This is a genomic window from Streptomyces albus subsp. albus (assembly GCF_000719865.1).
GTDB classification, from domain to species: Bacteria; Actinomycetota; Actinomycetes; order Streptomycetales; family Streptomycetaceae; genus Streptomyces; species Streptomyces albus_E.
Map to the genome: position 1 here is coordinate 301,231 of NZ_JOID01000001.1, position 14,480 is coordinate 315,710.

Annotated in this window: 15 protein-coding genes; 1 reads left to right on the plus strand and 14 read right to left on the minus strand. The window is 72.2% G+C overall.

The window, feature by feature from the left end; translation table 11 throughout:
- Positions 1-152 precede the first annotated feature (152 nt).
- A complete protein-coding gene (locus IF83_RS0101365) occupies positions 153-1,058 on the plus strand; it encodes a 5'-3' exonuclease (RefSeq protein WP_030542123.1) in 906 nt (301 codons plus the stop codon).
- Between the two features lie 41 nt (positions 1,059-1,099).
- On the opposite strand, the gene IF83_RS0101370 is transcribed toward IF83_RS0101365, so the two are convergent.
- The 14 genes from IF83_RS0101370 to IF83_RS0101435 form a co-directional block, all read right to left on the minus strand.
- Complete coding sequence (locus IF83_RS0101370; RefSeq protein ID WP_030542124.1) at positions 1,100-3,919, minus strand: DEAD/DEAH box helicase; 2,820 nt, start codon at positions 3,917-3,919, stop codon at positions 1,100-1,102.
- 92 nt (positions 3,920-4,011) lie between these two features.
- On the minus strand, positions 4,012-4,902 hold the full coding sequence (locus IF83_RS0101375; RefSeq protein WP_030542125.1) for a diacylglycerol kinase: 891 nt from the start codon (positions 4,900-4,902) through the stop codon (positions 4,012-4,014).
- A gap of 108 nt (positions 4,903-5,010) precedes the next feature.
- Positions 5,011-5,973: a twin-arginine translocase subunit TatC gene (gene tatC / locus IF83_RS0101380; RefSeq protein ID WP_030542126.1), complete on the minus strand. Its 963-nt coding sequence runs from the start codon at positions 5,971-5,973 to the stop codon at positions 5,011-5,013.
- Between the two features lie 63 nt (positions 5,974-6,036).
- On the minus strand, positions 6,037-6,336 hold the full coding sequence (gene tatA, locus IF83_RS0101385) for a Sec-independent protein translocase subunit TatA (protein WP_030542127.1): 300 nt from the start codon (positions 6,334-6,336) through the stop codon (positions 6,037-6,039).
- Between the two features lie 212 nt (positions 6,337-6,548).
- Positions 6,549-6,752: a hypothetical protein gene (locus IF83_RS0101390; RefSeq protein ID WP_030542128.1), complete on the minus strand. Its 204-nt coding sequence runs from the start codon at positions 6,750-6,752 to the stop codon at positions 6,549-6,551.
- Between the two features lie 92 nt (positions 6,753-6,844).
- Positions 6,845-7,096 (minus strand): hypothetical protein, encoded by a 252-nt coding sequence (locus tag IF83_RS0101395; RefSeq protein ID WP_107046677.1) that lies wholly within the window; start codon positions 7,094-7,096, stop codon positions 6,845-6,847.
- Between the two features lie 2 nt (positions 7,097-7,098).
- Entirely contained in the window at positions 7,099-8,061 is a 963-nt protein-coding gene (locus IF83_RS0101400; protein ID WP_030542130.1) for a helix-turn-helix transcriptional regulator, read from the minus strand.
- A 36-nt stretch (positions 8,062-8,097) separates the two neighbouring features.
- A complete protein-coding gene (locus IF83_RS0101405) occupies positions 8,098-9,051 on the minus strand; it encodes a helix-turn-helix transcriptional regulator (RefSeq protein ID WP_030542131.1) in 954 nt (317 codons plus the stop codon).
- 144 nt (positions 9,052-9,195) lie between these two features.
- Positions 9,196-9,570 (minus strand): FKBP-type peptidyl-prolyl cis-trans isomerase, encoded by a 375-nt coding sequence (locus tag IF83_RS0101410; RefSeq protein ID WP_019708851.1) that lies wholly within the window; start codon positions 9,568-9,570, stop codon positions 9,196-9,198.
- A 63-nt stretch (positions 9,571-9,633) separates the two neighbouring features.
- Complete coding sequence (locus IF83_RS0101415) at positions 9,634-10,539, minus strand: FKBP-type peptidyl-prolyl cis-trans isomerase (RefSeq protein ID WP_030542132.1); 906 nt, start codon at positions 10,537-10,539, stop codon at positions 9,634-9,636.
- Positions 10,540-10,663: 124 nt separating this feature from the next.
- Entirely contained in the window at positions 10,664-12,025 is a 1,362-nt protein-coding gene (gene pafA / locus IF83_RS0101420) for a Pup--protein ligase (RefSeq protein ID WP_030542133.1), read from the minus strand.
- Between the two features lie 203 nt (positions 12,026-12,228).
- Positions 12,229-12,993, minus strand: a complete 765-nt coding sequence (gene prcA, locus IF83_RS0101425; RefSeq protein ID WP_030542134.1) for a proteasome subunit alpha — start codon at positions 12,991-12,993, stop codon at positions 12,229-12,231.
- A 58-nt stretch (positions 12,994-13,051) separates the two neighbouring features.
- Entirely contained in the window at positions 13,052-13,897 is an 846-nt protein-coding gene (gene prcB / locus IF83_RS0101430) for a proteasome subunit beta (protein ID WP_030542135.1), read from the minus strand.
- A gap of 354 nt (positions 13,898-14,251) precedes the next feature.
- Positions 14,252-14,470 carry a ubiquitin-like protein Pup gene (locus IF83_RS0101435; protein ID WP_030542136.1) on the minus strand — a complete coding sequence of 73 codons (219 nt, stop codon included), beginning with the start codon at positions 14,468-14,470 and terminating at the stop codon, positions 14,252-14,254.
- Between the last annotated feature and the right edge of the window lie 10 nt (positions 14,471-14,480).

Here is a 14,480-nt window from a genome sequence, read left to right on the forward strand (position 1 = left end):
CGCGCCGCGTCGCCGCCGCCTCCGGCATTCTGGCCCGCGGAGGGCGGCGGACCCAACCGGATTTCCCGGCCCGCGGACGAGCGGGCCGCCCACGCGGCTGCCCGCCGCTGTCGGTCCCCTGGGGCATCATCGGGGGCGTGACCCGACGCCTGATGCTTCTCGACGCCGCCAGCCTCTACTTCCGCGCCTACTTCGGGGTGCCCGATTCGGTGAAGGCCCCCGACGGCAGCCCGGTCAACGCGGTGCGCGGACTGCTGGACTTCATCGCCCGGCTCGTCCGCGACCACCACCCGGACGACCTCGTGGCCTGCATGGACGCCGACTGGCGGCCCGCGTGGCGGGTCGAGCTGATCCCCACCTACAAGGCGCACCGGGTCGCCGAGGAGAAGCCCGGCGGCCCGGACACGGAGGAGGTGCCCGACACCCTCTCCCCGCAGGTCCCGGTGATCGAGGAGGTGCTGGACGCCCTCGGCATCGCCCGCGTGGGCGCCCCCGGCTACGAGGCGGACGACGTGATCGGCACCCTCACGGCCCACGCCCGGGGCCCGGTGGACATCGTCACCGGGGACCGCGATCTCTACCAGCTCGTCGACGACACCCGGGGGGTGCGGGTGCTCTATCCCGTCAAGGGCGTCGGCACTCTGCAGCTCGTCGACGAGGCCGTCCTCCGCGAGAAGTACGGGGTGGGCGGCGCCGGTTACGCCGAGCTGGCGCTGCTGCGCGGTGACCCGAGTGACGGCCTGCCGGGCGTCCCCGGCATCGGGGAGAAGACCGCCGCGAAGCTGCTCGCGGCGTACGGCGATCTCGCCGGGATCATGGCGGCGGCCGGCGATCCGGCGTCGAAGATCAGCCCCGCGCAGCGCAGACGGCTGGAGGAGGCCCGGGAGTACATCGCCGTGGCGCCCAAGGTCGTCCGGGTCGCCTCGGACGTGCCGCTGCCCGCGTTCGACCCGGCGCTCCCCCGCACGCCCCGCGACCCGGCCGCGCTCGACGGGCTCGCCGAACGCTGGGGTCTGGGCGGCTCCCTCCAGCGGCTGCTCACCGCCCTGGAGGGCTGAGCCGGGGCGGGCGGCCGGGCGGGCAGCCGGCCGCCGCGCCGTCAGCCCACCGAGGAGTAGGCCACGACCCCGCGGAGCATCCCGTCCACCGCGCGCCGGGCGTTGCGGCGGATCGGGGTGCCGTCCGGCGCCGCCTCCGCGATCTGGCCCAGGACGTCGATGACCTGCTTGCACCAGCGGACGAAGTCGCCGGCGGGCATCTCCACCTCGCGCAGCACCTCGTCCAGCCCGTGCCCGGACGCCCAGCGGTAGGCGGACCAGGCGAAGCCCAGATCGGGCTCGCGCTGCCCGACGCCCTCGGTCTGGTTGATCCGGTGCTCCTCCTCCAGGGCGTCCAGCCGCCCCCAGATGCGCACCATCTCGGCCAGCGCCCCCTGGGCGGCGCCGGTGGGCAGCTTGGGCGGCAGGGCGTCGTCGGCGGAGCGGGCCTCGTAGACCAGCGCCGAGGCGCAGGCGGCGAGTTCGGCCGGTTTGAGGTCGTTCCACACCCCGGCCCGCAGGCACTCGGAGGCCAGCAGGTCCAGCTCGCCGTAGAGGCGGGCCAGCCGGCGGCCGTCCTCCGTCACCTCGTCGCCCCGGAGGTAGCCGAGGTCGGACAGCAGGGCGTAGACCCGGTCGAAGGTGCGGGCGATGGTGTTCGTCCGTCCTTCGATACGGCGCTCCAGCTGCCGGGTGTCCCGGCGCAGCCGGTGGTAGCGCTCGGCCCAGCGGGCGTGGTCCTCCCGGTCCGAGCAGCCGTGGCAGGGGTGGGCGCGGATCGCGCTCCGCAGCCGGGCGATCTCGGCGTCGTCGGCCGCCGGGGCGCGGCCCCTGCGGTGCCGATCGGGGGCGATGTGCCCGGCGCGGGTGCGCAGGGCGGAGGCCAGGTCCCGGCGGGAGTGCGGGGAGCGGGCGTTGAAGGACTTGGGGATGCGCATCCGGTCCAGCGCCTCGACGGGCACCGGGAAGTCGACCGGGGCGAGCCGCTTGACCTGCCGCTCGGCGGTGAGCACCAGCGGCCGTGGCCCGTCGTGGTGGTCGAAGCCGCGGTGGCCGTTGGAGCGCCCGGCGGGCAGGCCGGGGTCGAGGACCAGCGCCAGCCCGGCGTACTTGCCCGTCGGCACATGGATGACGTCACCCGGCTTGAGCTTCTCCAGGGCCGCCGCGGCGGCGACCCGGCGCTGCGCCGCGCCCTGCTTGGCGAGTTCGGTCTCCCGCTCCTTGAGGTCGCGGCGGAGCCGGGCGTACTCCTCGAAGTCGCCGAGATGGCAGGTCATGGAGGCGCGGTAGCCCTCCAGGCCCTCCTCGTTCTTCTGCACCTGGCGGGAGATGCCGACGACCGACCGGTCCGCCTGGAACTGCGCGAAGGAGGTCTCCAGCAGCTCCCGGGAGCGGTGCCGCCCGAACTGGGAGACCAGGTTGACCGCCATGTTGTACGAGGGCTTGAAGGAGGAGCGGAGCGGATAGGTGCGGGTCCCCGCCAGCCCGGCCAGCGCCTCCGGGTCCATGGCGCGCTGCCAGAGCACCACGGCATGGCCCTCGACGTCGATGCCGCGGCGGCCGGCCCGTCCGGTGAGCTGGGTGTACTCGCCGGGGGTGATGTCGGCGTGCTGCTGGCCGTTCCACTTGACCAGCTTCTCCAGCACCACCGAGCGGGCGGGCATGTTGATCCCGAGGGCCAGGGTCTCGGTGGCGAAGACGGCCTTGACCAGACCCTGGACGAACAGCTCCTCCACCACCTCCTTGAAGGTGGGCAGCATGCCGGCGTGGTGCGCGGCGATGCCCCGCTCCAGACCCTCCAGCCACTCGAAATAGCCGAGGACGTGCAGGTCCTCGTCGGGGATGGTGGCGGTGCGCCGCTCGACGATCTCCCGGACCCGGCGGCGGGCGGGCTCGTCGTTGAGCCGCAGCCCGGCGGCCAGGCACTGCTGGACGGCGGCCTCGCAGCCGGCGCGGCTGAAGATGAAGGTGATGGCGGGCAGCAGGCCCTCGGCGTCGAGCCGGTCGATGACCTCGACGCGGCTGGGCGTCCAGATCCGGCTGCGCTGGCGGCGCTCGCGCTCGCGGTCGGCCTCGCGGAGGACGCGGCCGCGGCGGCGGTCGCGGCCGCCGGTGGGGCGGCTGTTCTCCATCCGGGCCAGCCGGACCAGGTCGGGGTTGACCTCGCGCCGGCCGGCGCCGTTCGGCCCGCTCTTCTCCTCGAAGAGGTCGTACATCCGGCGGCCGGCCAGGACGTGCTGCCAGAGCGGGACGGGGCGGTGCTCGGAGACGATCACCTCGGTGTCGCCGCGCACGGTGTCCAGCCAGTCGCCGAACTCCTCGGCGTTGGAGACCGTCGCGGAGAGGGAGACGAGGGTCACGGAGGCGGGGAGGTGGATGATGACCTCCTCCCAGACCGCGCCGCGGAAGCGGTCGGAGAGGTAGTGCACCTCGTCCATGACGACGTAGCCGAGGCCCGTCAGGGACTGGGAGCCGGCGTAGAGCATGTTGCGCAGCACCTCGGTGGTCATGACGATCACCGGGGCCTCGCTGTTGACGCTGTTGTCGCCGGTCAGCAGGCCGACCTTCGCGGCGCCGTAGCGCTTCACGAGGTCGTTGTACTTCTGGTTGGAGAGTGCCTTGATGGGCGTGGTGTAGAAGCACTTGCGGCCCTGGGCGAGGGCCAGGTGGACGGCGAACTCGCCGACGATGGTCTTGCCGGAGCCGGTGGGCGCGGCGACCAGGACGCCCTTGCCGGCCTCCAGGGCCCGGCAGGCGTCGAGCTGGAACGGGTCCAGGTCGAAGTCGTACATCGCGCGGAACGGGAAGAGCGCGGTGGCCTGCTCGGCCGCCCGGCTGCGGGCGGCGGCGTAGCGCTCGGCTGGGGACATGTCGTCGGTCATCGTATGCACGAGCCTACCGGCCGCCTCGGACATCCCAGCGATCTTTTGCGGGCCCCCGGGTCCGGGCCGGGAAGGACCCGTGGACCGCCCGGTCAGGGGACGAGCAGCCGTACCGCCCCCGGCACGGTGGCGGCGGTCAGCGGCAGCGGGCCGAGCGGTTCCCCGTCGGCGTAGCCGGTGACCCCGGGTGCCTCCAGGGTGACGCTCCGGGCGCGCAGGACGGTGACCGCCGGATGGGAGAGATGGCTGCCCCGGTAGACCCGCGGGAAGACCCGCAGCAGCGTGGTGCGGCTGCAGGGGCCGACCACCGTGATGTCGAAGAGCCCGTCGTCGGTCCGGGCCCCGGGGCAGATCCGCATGCCGCCGCCGTAGGACGGGCCGTTGCCGACCGCCACGAGGGTGGCCCCGATCTCCCGGGCGGGTCCGCCGTCGAGGCTGATCCGGTACGGGATCGGGCGCAGCGCGGCCAGTTCGGCGACCAGTGCCAGGTCGTAGCGGAAGCGTCCCACGGGGCCGCGGAGCCGGTTGCCCCGGTCGTTGACGCGGGAGTCGAAGCCGGAGGCCAGCACGGTGCCGAACCAGCGGTCCCCGGCCCGGCCGAGGTCGGTCGGGCGCCCGCCGTGCTCCTTGAGCGCGGCGGCGGCCACCGCGGCGGCCGCGGCCGGTTTCCGGACCGGCAGGCCGTGGGCGCGGGCGTAGTCGTTCCCGGAGCCGGCGGCGACGACGCCCAGCGGCACGTCCGTACCGGCCACGGCCCGCAGGGCGAGGGAGACCATGCCGTCACCGCCGACGGCGATCAGGGCGCCGGTCCCGCCGGCGACGGCCGCCCGGGCGCGGTCCAGGGCGTCGGGGGCGTCGGTGCCGAGGACGGTCCGTACGGAGAAGCCCGCGTCGCGCAGGGCGCGGGCCGCGGGCTGGGCGGCGTGCGCACCGCGCCCACGCCCCGCCGTGGGGTTGACGAACAGGGTGATCTCGCTGGTCACGCCGGGACTGTATCCGCTCCGCCGGTGCCGGCGTAACCGCTGGTACGGAAGCCGTTCCTCCCGCCGGGCGTCCACCCCGCGGCCCGGGCCCCGGCAGGGGCACGGCCGCTACGTGGCGTCGTCGTAACCGTTCACCCGGGGGCTGTTCTCCTCGCGGGTCTGCTGCGGCAGCGCGGCCCGGCCGGAGCCGACCGGCTCGATGGCGTCGACGGCCTCGGGGGTCAGGTCGAGCTGGGAGGCCTCGTCGTCGCTCAGTTCCGCGTCCGGGTTGCGGCGGCGGCGCCGGCGGTCGTTGGCGAGGGCGATGCCGACGGCCGCGAAGTACAGCAGCACGATCGGCGCGGCGAGCGCCAGCATGGTGAGCGGGTCGCCGGTGGGGGTGGCGAACGCGGAGAAGATCGTGATGCTCATGACCATCCACCGCCACCAGCCGGCCATGCGGCGGCCCGAGATGACACCGCCGAAGTTCAGCATGACCAGCAGCAGGGGCAGTTCGAAGGCGAGCCCGAAGACCACCACGAGCCGGGTGACGATGTCCAGGTAGTCGTCCAGGCGGACCAGGTTGCTGAGGCTCAGGCCGTCCGGGGTGAGCCCGATGAGTGCCGCGGCGCTGGTGGGGAGGATCAGATAGGCGAAGTAGCCGCCCGCGACGAACAGGGGGAGGCCCACGCCCGCGAACATGAGGGCGTACTTGCGCTCGTTGTTGTGGAGGCCCGGCGCGAGGAACGCCCACAACTGGTAGAGCCAGACCGGGCAGGCCGCCACCACGCCGGTCATGAGGCCCACCTTGATCATGATGGTGAACGGGCCGAGGAGGCCGTCGACCGTCAACTGGGCGCAGTTGTCGCCCTTCTCGGCGATTTCGGCGAAACTCGCCGTACAGCCCACCGATTCCCGGATGGGGGCCGTCAGCCAGGCGGCGATCTCCTCGTAGAACCAGAACGCGGCCACGGTGACCACGAGGATCGCCAGTACGGCCTTCAGCAGCCGGTCGCGGAGCTCACGCAGATGCTCCGCGAGCGGCATCCGCCCCTCTGGGTCCTTCTCCCGCTTGCGGGAAGACTTCAGCAACCCCACGTTCCTCATCTTGTGCGGCGGCCTCGGCCGCCGGAAGTGGCTCTACGACGACCGTTGTCAGCTCTGCTGGGAGGCGTGGCCCGGCTCGGACACCGGACGGGAGCTGCTCACATCACCCGGGGCGGCCTGAATGGTGCGCGGCGCGGGAGGGGCCGCCTGCCCGGACTCGGGGGCGGCGGGGTCCTGGCCGCCGGCGGGGGTCTCCCCGTCCTTCTTCATCGCCTTGGCCTCGCTCTTGAGGATCCGGGCCGACTTGCCGAGCGAACGGGCCATGTCGGGAAGCTTCTTGGCACCGAACAGCAGCAGGATGACAAGGATGATCAGTACGATCTCAAGAGGTTTCAGGTTGCCGATCATGTGCGATTACCTACTCCCCGAGGCGGCGTCTGGTGGGGCCTGGCCGGGTGATCGGGGATTCTCCGACCTCCCGCGCACAGCATCGTAACGCGCAGGGGTGAACGGCGGGCAATCCCTCCGCGCACTCCCGGTTGCGGCCCCGCCTCGCACTGGAGACCGCAGATGTCAGCGTACCTCCCCCTCGGCGCGGGGAAAGAGGGCCGGGAAACCGGTCAGCCGCCCTGCGCCGCGCCCGCGCGGGAAGCGAGCGGGCTCGCGGCACGCTCCAGGTCCTCGGCCGCGCGTTCGATGCGCTCCGAGGCCTCCGCCACCTGCCGGGCCAGCCGGCGCGCCTCCGTGAGGACACGGGCGGCCAGAACGCCGAGGACGGCGATTCCGCAGAAGGCGAGAGCGACGGCGGTCATGGGCCAGAACATGGAGGGGAGCCTAACCGAGCCGGTCCGCACGGCGCCGCTCCGGCCCGGTGGACGGCCCCAACGCCTGGGGCGGCTCGGACGGCCGGAACGGCTCAGACGGTGGAGTGCAGACGCAGCGTGCGGACGCCGCCGCCGGTCAGCAGTTCCACGATCCGCTCCCCGGCCGGCTTGCGCACCGCGGCCCCGCAGTCGGGGCAGGTGAAGGAGTAGAAGGTCGTCCGGTCGCTGGCGCCGATGGCCAGCCGTATCGCCTCGGAGGCCAGCTCGAACCGGCCCCGGCAGTCCGGGCAGGCGGCCTTGAACAGCACCGCGGTGGTCACCGTCTCCATCCCCGTCCTCCCCATCGTCATCCGCCGTAGGCCGCCAGGGCCCGCCCCGCGGCCAGCCGGGCGCTCTCGGCGAGGTCCGGCGGCGAAACGATGCGGCCGTCACCGCCCAGCCGGAGCGCGAGCCGGCGCAGACTCGCGGGGTCGGGCGTGCGCAGGGTGATCCGCAGACCGCCGTCGTCCAGCTCCTCGGCGCTGTCGTGCGGGTAGTACTCGGCGACCCAGCGCCCGCCGGGGCCGACCTCGACGATCACCTCCGGGTCCTCGGCGGAGGGCTGGACCAGCCCCTCGGAGAGATCGCGGAGTTCGAGCTGCGGCGGGTCGGCGGGCTCGTCCAGCAGCCGGATCTCGGCGACGCGGTCGAGGCGGAAGGTGCGCCGGGCCTCGGAGGTCCGGCACCACGCCTCCATATAGGTGTGGCCGACGGCGAACAGCCGGATCGGGTCCACCTCGCGTTCGGTGAGCTCGTCCCGGGCCGGTGAGTAGTAGCGCAGCCACAGCCGGCGCCGCTCGGAGATCGCCCGGTCCACGTCGGCGAAGACGCCGCCCTCGGACTCGAAGGTGACCGACAGCCGCGAGCTGGCCCCCGCCGCCTCGCCGGCCGCCGCCTCCAGCTTGGCGGTGGCCCGCAGCAGGGCCTGCCGGTCGCTCTCCCGCAGACCGGGGAGCGTCGCGACGGCGCGGGCGGCGACCAGCAGCGCCGTGGCCTCGTCGGCGGCCAGCCGCAGCGGGGCGCCGGAGCCGCTGCCGGCCGCGTCCGGGTTGCGCCACCAGATGTGCTCGCCGTCGGTGTCGATGTCCAGCAGATCGCCGCCGCGGAAGCTGGTGCCGCACATGGGCAGGACGGTGAGGTCGGCGATGAGCTCGTCCTCGGTGATGCCGAAGGCACGGGCGACGTCGCCGACGCGGGCGCCGGGGCGCTCGCGCAGATACGTCACCAGGGAGAGCATCCGGCGGGTCTGGTCAATCGCGTTGGTGGCCATCTGCGGTCTCGTCGTCCCTCGTTCTCTCGGCGTCTCTCAGCCCTTGGCCACGGCGCGCAGCCGTTCGACCACGTCGGTCCGCAGCTCGGCGGGCTCCAGGACGACCACGTCGGGCCCGAACTCCACCAGCCAGGCGTCCAGTCCGTGCCCGTACGGGATCTCCAGCTCGTCCCAGCCCTCCCCCGCCTCCCGGACCGAGAGGGCCCGGGCGCGCAGCGGATAGCCCGCGCCGGCCCGCAGCCGGATCCGGGCCGTGCTGGTGGCGACCTCGCCGGCCCAGCGCTCGACCGTCTCCCGGACGGTGACGTGGTCGGGCACCCCGGCGGTGAAGGCGCCGGCGCGCGACTTGACCCGGCCGGTGATCCGGGAGAGCCGGAAGACGCGCTCGGCGCCGCGGTCGCGGTCCCAGCCGGCGAGGTACCAGTGGCCGCGGCAGCACTCCAGGATCCAGGGCTCGACGTGCCGGGTCTCGGGACGGGCCGCGGTGGCCTTGCGGTAGTCGAAGACGACCGGGCGGCGGTCGCGGCAGGCCAGCATCAGTGACTCGAAGGCCGGCTCCTGGGCCGGGATCCGCGGTTCCAGGGCGCTCTGGCCGGTGTACGCGTCCTCGGCGAGCGGCATCCCGGCCGCGCGCAGCTTCTGCAGCGCGCCGCTGGCCGCGCCCGCGAGCCGGGCCTGCTGCCACACCTTGGCGGCCAGTTGCAGGGCGGCGGCCTCGGAGGCGTCGAGGGTGACGGGCGGCAGCCGGTTGCTGTCACGGTGCGCGCGGTAGCCGATGTCGCCCTCGAAACCCTCGACCGTCTCGATGACCAGGCCGAGCTCGCGCAGATCGTCCTTGTCCCGCTCGAACATGCGGTTGAAGGCCTCGTCCGTGGCGGCCTCGATGTACGCCTCGATGGAGGCCCTGAGTTCGCGCTTGCTGAGCGGGCGCCGGGTGCCCAGCAGGCACAGCGCCAGGTTCATCAGCCGCTCGGCCTTGGCAATGGCCATCGACGCCCTTTCTCGTTGTGCTCCCCGACCGATGACCGTACCGCTCCCGCGGTCACCGGCAAAAGCGAGGGCCCGCGCCTTGACGTGACGGCACGGGCCCTCGGAGATACGGCCTGGCAGCGGCCGGTGTGTGCCGGATCTGTGTCAGACCGCCACGAGGTCACAGACGAAGATCAGCGTCTCGCCCGGCTTGATGCGGCCGCCACCGGCGCCGCGGTCGCCGTACGCGAGGTGTGCCGGGATGGTCAGCTGGCGGCGGCCGCCGACCTTCATGCCCTGCACGCCCTGGTCCCAGCCGCTGATGACCTGGCCCACGCCCAGCTGGAACTGCAGCGGCGTGCCGCGGTTCCAGCTCGCGTCGAACTCCTCACCGGTGCTGAAGGCGACACCCACGTAGTGGACGGAGACGGTGTCCCCGGCCTTGGCCACGGGGCCGTCGCCCTCCCAGATGTCCTTGATCTCCAGATCGGCCGGCGGCTCGCCGCCCGGGAAGTCGATCTCGGGCTTCTCGATGCTCACTGAAGTGCTCCTAGAAAGAATTTCTGTCGGCGAAACCGTAACAGTCCGGCGGAGAGGCCGTGATCACTTGATGGCGAGGATGTCCACGACGAAGACCAGATCGGACTTGATCTGCTTCTGCTGCTCCTTGGTCAGCTCGTCCTGCGGGACGATGACCATGACCCGGCTTCCGGCCTTCTGCCCCTTGAGGGCCTCGCTCCAGCCGGGCATCTGCGCGATCGGGACGTCCTGCGGGGTGCCCTGGGCCCAGGTGTCGCCACCGGGCTTGCCGTCCTTCCACAGGGTCAGACCGTAGTGGACGTTCAGGGTGTCCTTCGCGCCCACCTCCTTGCCGGTGCCCTGGATGATCGTCTTGGCGACGACCTCCTTGGGCGCGTCCTTCCCCTTGGGAATGGTCACCTTCGGGGCGGTGTCGTCGGCCTTGGTGCCGACCTTCGGCAGATCGGCGTCGGTCTGCGGGACTTCCTTGCCCTCCGGCTTGGTCGGCATGACCTTCTTGAGGTCCACCACGAAGACGAGCGTGGAGTTGGCGGGGATCTTCGCCTGCTCCTGCTCGCCGTAGCCCTTGTCCGGCGGGATGACGAGCTCGACGCGGCTGCCGAGCTTCTGGCCGACCAGGCCCTCGTCCCAGCCCTTGATGACCTTGCCGGTGCCGATCTGGAAGGTGCTGGGCTCGCCGCGGTCGTAGCTGTTGTCGAAGACCTTGCCCTCCCAGGTCTGCCCCAGGTAGTGGGCGTTCAGGGCCTCGCCCTTCTTCACCTCCGCCCCCTTGCCCTCCTTGAGGACCTTGACCTTCAGGCCCTTGGGCGGGTCGCCCTCGCCCTTGGCGACCTTCGGCTTCTTGCCGTCCGCGCCGGAGACGGCGGGGACGGCGCCGGACTTGCCGTTGGACTGGGAGTCGCCGTCGCCGCAGGCCGCGACGGAGACGAGCAGCAGGGGGACAGCCAGCAGGGCTGCGATTCGGCGCACTGTTGATTCCTTGGGGGGCTGCGGTGGGAACGGAACGGACGGTGCCACTCTAACCACGGGCGGCACGGCGGCGGAGGGGTCCGGCCGAGCCGGACCCCTCCGCCGCCGTGCCGTGCCGCCGCCGTCACATTCCGGCGATCAGCTTCTCCACCCGGTCGTCCACGGACCGGAACGGGTCCTTGCAGAGCACCGTGCGCTGTGCCTGGTCGTTGAGCTTGAGGTGCACCCAGTCCACCGTGAAGTCACGGCGCTGCTCCTGGGCGCGGCGGATGAAGTCACCGCGGAGCCGGGCCCGGGTGGTCTGGGGCGGCACCGACTTGCCCTCGAAGATCTTGAGGTCGTTGCAGACCCGGGCGGCCTGGCCGCGCCGCTCCAGCAGGTAGTAGAGCCCTCGGCGGCGGTGGATGTCGTGGTAGGCGAGGTCTATCTGCGCGACCCGCGGATGGGACATGGTGATGTTGTTCTTGGCCCGGTAGCGGTCCAGGAGTTTGTACTTCATCACCCAGTCGATCTCGGTGCCGATGCGGTCGAGGTCCTCGTCCCGGATGGCCTCCAGGGTCCGGCCCCACAGCTCCAGCACCCGCTCGACGGTGCCGGTGCGGATGCCCCGGCGCTCGCAGAAGTCCACGGCCTTCTCGTAGTACTCCTGCTGTATCTCCAGGGCGGAGGCCTCCCGCCCGCTGGCGAGCCGCACCTTGCGGCGGCCGGTCATGTCGTGGCTGACCTCGCGGATCGCCCGGATCGGGTTCTCCAGGGTGAGATCCCGCATGACGGTGCCCGCCTCGATCATGCGCAGCACGAGATCGGTGGCGCCGACCTTGAGCAGCATGGTCGTCTCGGACATGTTGGAGTCGCCGACGATCACATGCAGCCGGCGGTAGCGCTCGGCGTCGGCGTGCGGCTCGTCGCGGGTGTTGATGATCGGCCGGGACCGGGTGGTGGCCGAGCTGACCCCCTCCCAGATGTGCTCGGCCCGCTGGCTGACGCAGTAGACGGCGCCGCGCGGCGTCTGCAGTACCTTGCCCGCGCCGCAGATCATCTGCCGGGTGACGAGGAACGGGATGAGGATGTCCGCGAGCCGGGAGAACTCCCCGTGCCGGGCCACGAGGTAGTTCTCGTGACAGCCGTAGGAGTTTCCCGCCGAATCGGTGTTGTTCTTGAAGAGATAGACGTCGCCCGCGATGCCCTCCTCGTGCAGGCGGCGCTCGGCGTCGACGAGCAGTCCCTCGAGAATGCGCTCGCCCGCCTTGTCGTGCGTGACCAGCTCGATCACGTTGTCGCACTCGGGGGTCGCGTATTCCGGGTGCGAACCCACGTCCAGGTAGAGGCGGGCACCGTTGCGCAGAAAGACATTGCTGCTCCGGCCCCAGGAAACGACACGGCGGAAGAGGTAGCGCGCCACTTCGTCAGGAGACAGCCGGCGCTGTCCCCTGAACGTGCACGTGACGCCGTACTCGTTCTCCAGCCCGAAAATGCGGCGGTCCATGCCTGAACATTACGCCTTGCGGCCCGCTCTGAAACCGGGTTCGGCCGCACCGTTCCGATCATTTTCGCGATCGCTTTCAACCATCGGCGGGTTATCGGTCCCCGGTCGGAGCTGCGAGGACGCTCCGGACGCACCCGTGCCCCGGCGGGACCGCAGGGGTCCGCCGGGGCACGGGTGCGCGTCGCGGGACTCGCGGCGCGGGGTCACGATCCGGCGTCGCCGGACTCCGGTTCGTCGGTGGCATCCACCTCGTCCGCCGCCGCGCCGCCACCCGGTTCCAGGAGCCGGGCGAGCCGGCGGCCCTCGACGCGGCGGAACTTCCGCTTCTGCGGGCGGGTGCGGTCGAGGACCGCGACCTCCAGCCGCTCGGCGGGGATCTCCCGCTCGCCGCCGTTGGTGTCCCGGGAGAGCGCCTGCACGGCCAGCTTGAGCGCCTCGGGCAGCGTCATGCCGTCCCGGTGCCGCTGGTCCAGGAAGCTGCTGATCTGCTCGGCGCTGCCGCCGACGGCGACCGAGCCGTGCTCGTCGACGATGGAGCCGTCGTGCGGCAGCCGGTAGATCTGGTCGCCCTCGGGGGTCTCCCCGACCTCCGCGACGACCAGCTCGACCTCGTACGGCTTCTCGCCGGCGCTGGAGAAGATGGTGCCCAGGGTCTGCGCGTAGACGTTGGCGAGCCCGCGGGCCGTCACATCGGCGCGGTCATAGGTGTATCCGCGCAGGTCTGCGTAGCGCACGCCGCCGATGCGGAGGTTCTCGTACTCGTTGTACTTGCCCGCCGCCGCGAAGGCGATCCGGTCGTAGATCTCGCTGAACTTGTGCAGCGCGCGGGACGGATTCTCACCGACGAACACGATGCCGTCGGTGTACTGCAGCACGACGAGGCTGCGGCCGCGCGCGATGCCCTTGCGGGCGTACTCGGCGCGGTCGGCCATGGCCTGCTGGGGTGAGACATAGAACGGTGTCGACACCGGCTATCCGTCCCTTTCTGTCCGTGTCGGTGACAAGTGCATTCCGGTCCGTCCGGCCTCAGAGGAGCGCGGCCCGGGGGCCGTCCGGCTCCTCGAGCCGGCGCTCGTGGACCGCGCGCGCGATCTCGGAGGACTCGTCCTCGTCGAGCCGCCGGAAGCCCTCGTCGGTGATGACCGTGACCACGGGGTAGATGCGGCGGGCCAGGTCCGGTCCGCCGGTCGCCGAGTCGTCGTCCGCGGCGTCGTAGAGAGCCTGTACGACCAGGGTGAGGGCCTGGCGTTCGGTCAGGTCCTCGCGGTAGAGCTTCTTCAGGGCGCCGCGGGCGAAGACCGAGCCCGAGCCGGTGGCCGCGTAGCCGCGTTCCTCGGAGCGGCCGCCCGTGATGTCGTAGCTGAAGATCCGGCCCTTCTCCCGGTCGGTGTCCCAGCCGGCGAAGAGGGGGATGATGGCCAGGCCCTGCAGGGCCATGCCGAGGTTGCCGCGGATCATCGTGGAGAGCCGGTTGGCCTTGCCCTCCAGGGAGAGCTGGGTGCCCTCGACCTTCTCGAAGTGCTCCAGCTCCAGCTGGAACAGCTTGACCATCTCGACCGCGAGACCGGCCGTGCCCGCGATGCCGACGGCGCTGTACTCGTCGGCCGGGAAGACCTTCTCGATGTCGCGCTGGGCGATGATGTTGCCCATCGTCGCCCGCCGGTCACCGGCCAGCACGACGCCGCCGGGGAATGTCGCCGCGACGATCGTCGTGCCGTGCGGGGCCTCGATCGCGCCCTGCACCGGGGGCAGTGGCCGGCGGCCGGGCAGCAGCTCCGGCTCGTGCTCGGCGAGAAAGTCCATGAAGGAGGAGGACCCCGGGGTCAGGAAGGCAGCCGGCAGACGCCCGGGCTTGCGAGGGTTGGCTTCCACACGTTTCCTTCCACAGATGCGGCGGCCCGGCACATCGCCTCGGGCCGGTCCCTGAACTTCCCTGTGCCGGGCGTCGTTCGGTCAAAAAGCCCGGCACGACCCGGACCTTACCCGTCTCCCGGCCGTGATCCACATGTTCCGCGGGAGAAGCGGATCCGGGGAGCGCCACGCTCGTGCGCGGCACGCTCCCCGGCGACGCCCGCGGTCGTCCGCCCCGGCGGACGGAGGTGCCCGCCGGCCGCCCGGAGCTCCCTCCGGTCTCCGGTGCCGGCGGGGGCACGCGTCGTGTGCGCCGCGGTGCCCGTGCGCACCGGAGGCGTCACGGCTGGTGACGCGCTCCGGTGCCGGCGCGGCCTACTCGCCGCCCTTCTGCACGAAGCTGCGCACGAAGTCCTCGGCGTTCTCCTCCAGGACGTCGTCGATCTCGTCCAGGACGGAGTCCACGTCGTCGGACAGCTTCTCCTGGCGCTCCTTGAGATCCTCCGAAGCCTGCGCGTCCTGCGTGGTCTCCTCGGTCTCCTGTGTGGAACGCGTGGCCTTCTGCTGGCCGCCGCCGGTGTCCTTCGTCGCCATATCCCTCACC

Excerpts from the sequence above, each read along its gene's own strand:
- IF83_RS0101400 (WP_030542130.1), bottom strand. The coding sequence starts at position 8,061 with ATGGCCACCAACGCGATTGACCAGACCCGCCGGATGCTCTCCCTGGTG.
- IF83_RS0101395 (WP_107046677.1), bottom strand. The coding sequence starts at position 7,096 with ATGGGGAGGACGGGGATGGAGACGGTGACCACCGCGGTGCTGTTCAAG.
- tatA (WP_030542127.1), bottom strand. The coding sequence starts at position 6,336 with ATGATCGGCAACCTGAAACCTCTTGAGATCGTACTGATCATCCTTGTC.
- IF83_RS0101370 (WP_030542124.1), bottom strand. The coding sequence starts at position 3,919 with ATGACCGACGACATGTCCCCAGCCGAGCGCTACGCCGCCGCCCGCAGC.
- pafA (WP_030542133.1), bottom strand. The coding sequence starts at position 12,025 with ATGGACCGCCGCATTTTCGGGCTGGAGAACGAGTACGGCGTCACGTGC.
- IF83_RS0101435 (WP_030542136.1), bottom strand. The coding sequence starts at position 14,470 with ATGGCGACGAAGGACACCGGCGGCGGCCAGCAGAAGGCCACGCGTTCC.
- IF83_RS0101405 (WP_030542131.1), bottom strand. The coding sequence starts at position 9,051 with ATGGCCATTGCCAAGGCCGAGCGGCTGATGAACCTGGCGCTGTGCCTG.
- IF83_RS0101365 (WP_030542123.1), top strand. The coding sequence starts at position 153 with ATGCTTCTCGACGCCGCCAGCCTCTACTTCCGCGCCTACTTCGGGGTG.
- IF83_RS0101390 (WP_030542128.1), bottom strand. The coding sequence starts at position 6,752 with ATGTTCTGGCCCATGACCGCCGTCGCTCTCGCCTTCTGCGGAATCGCC.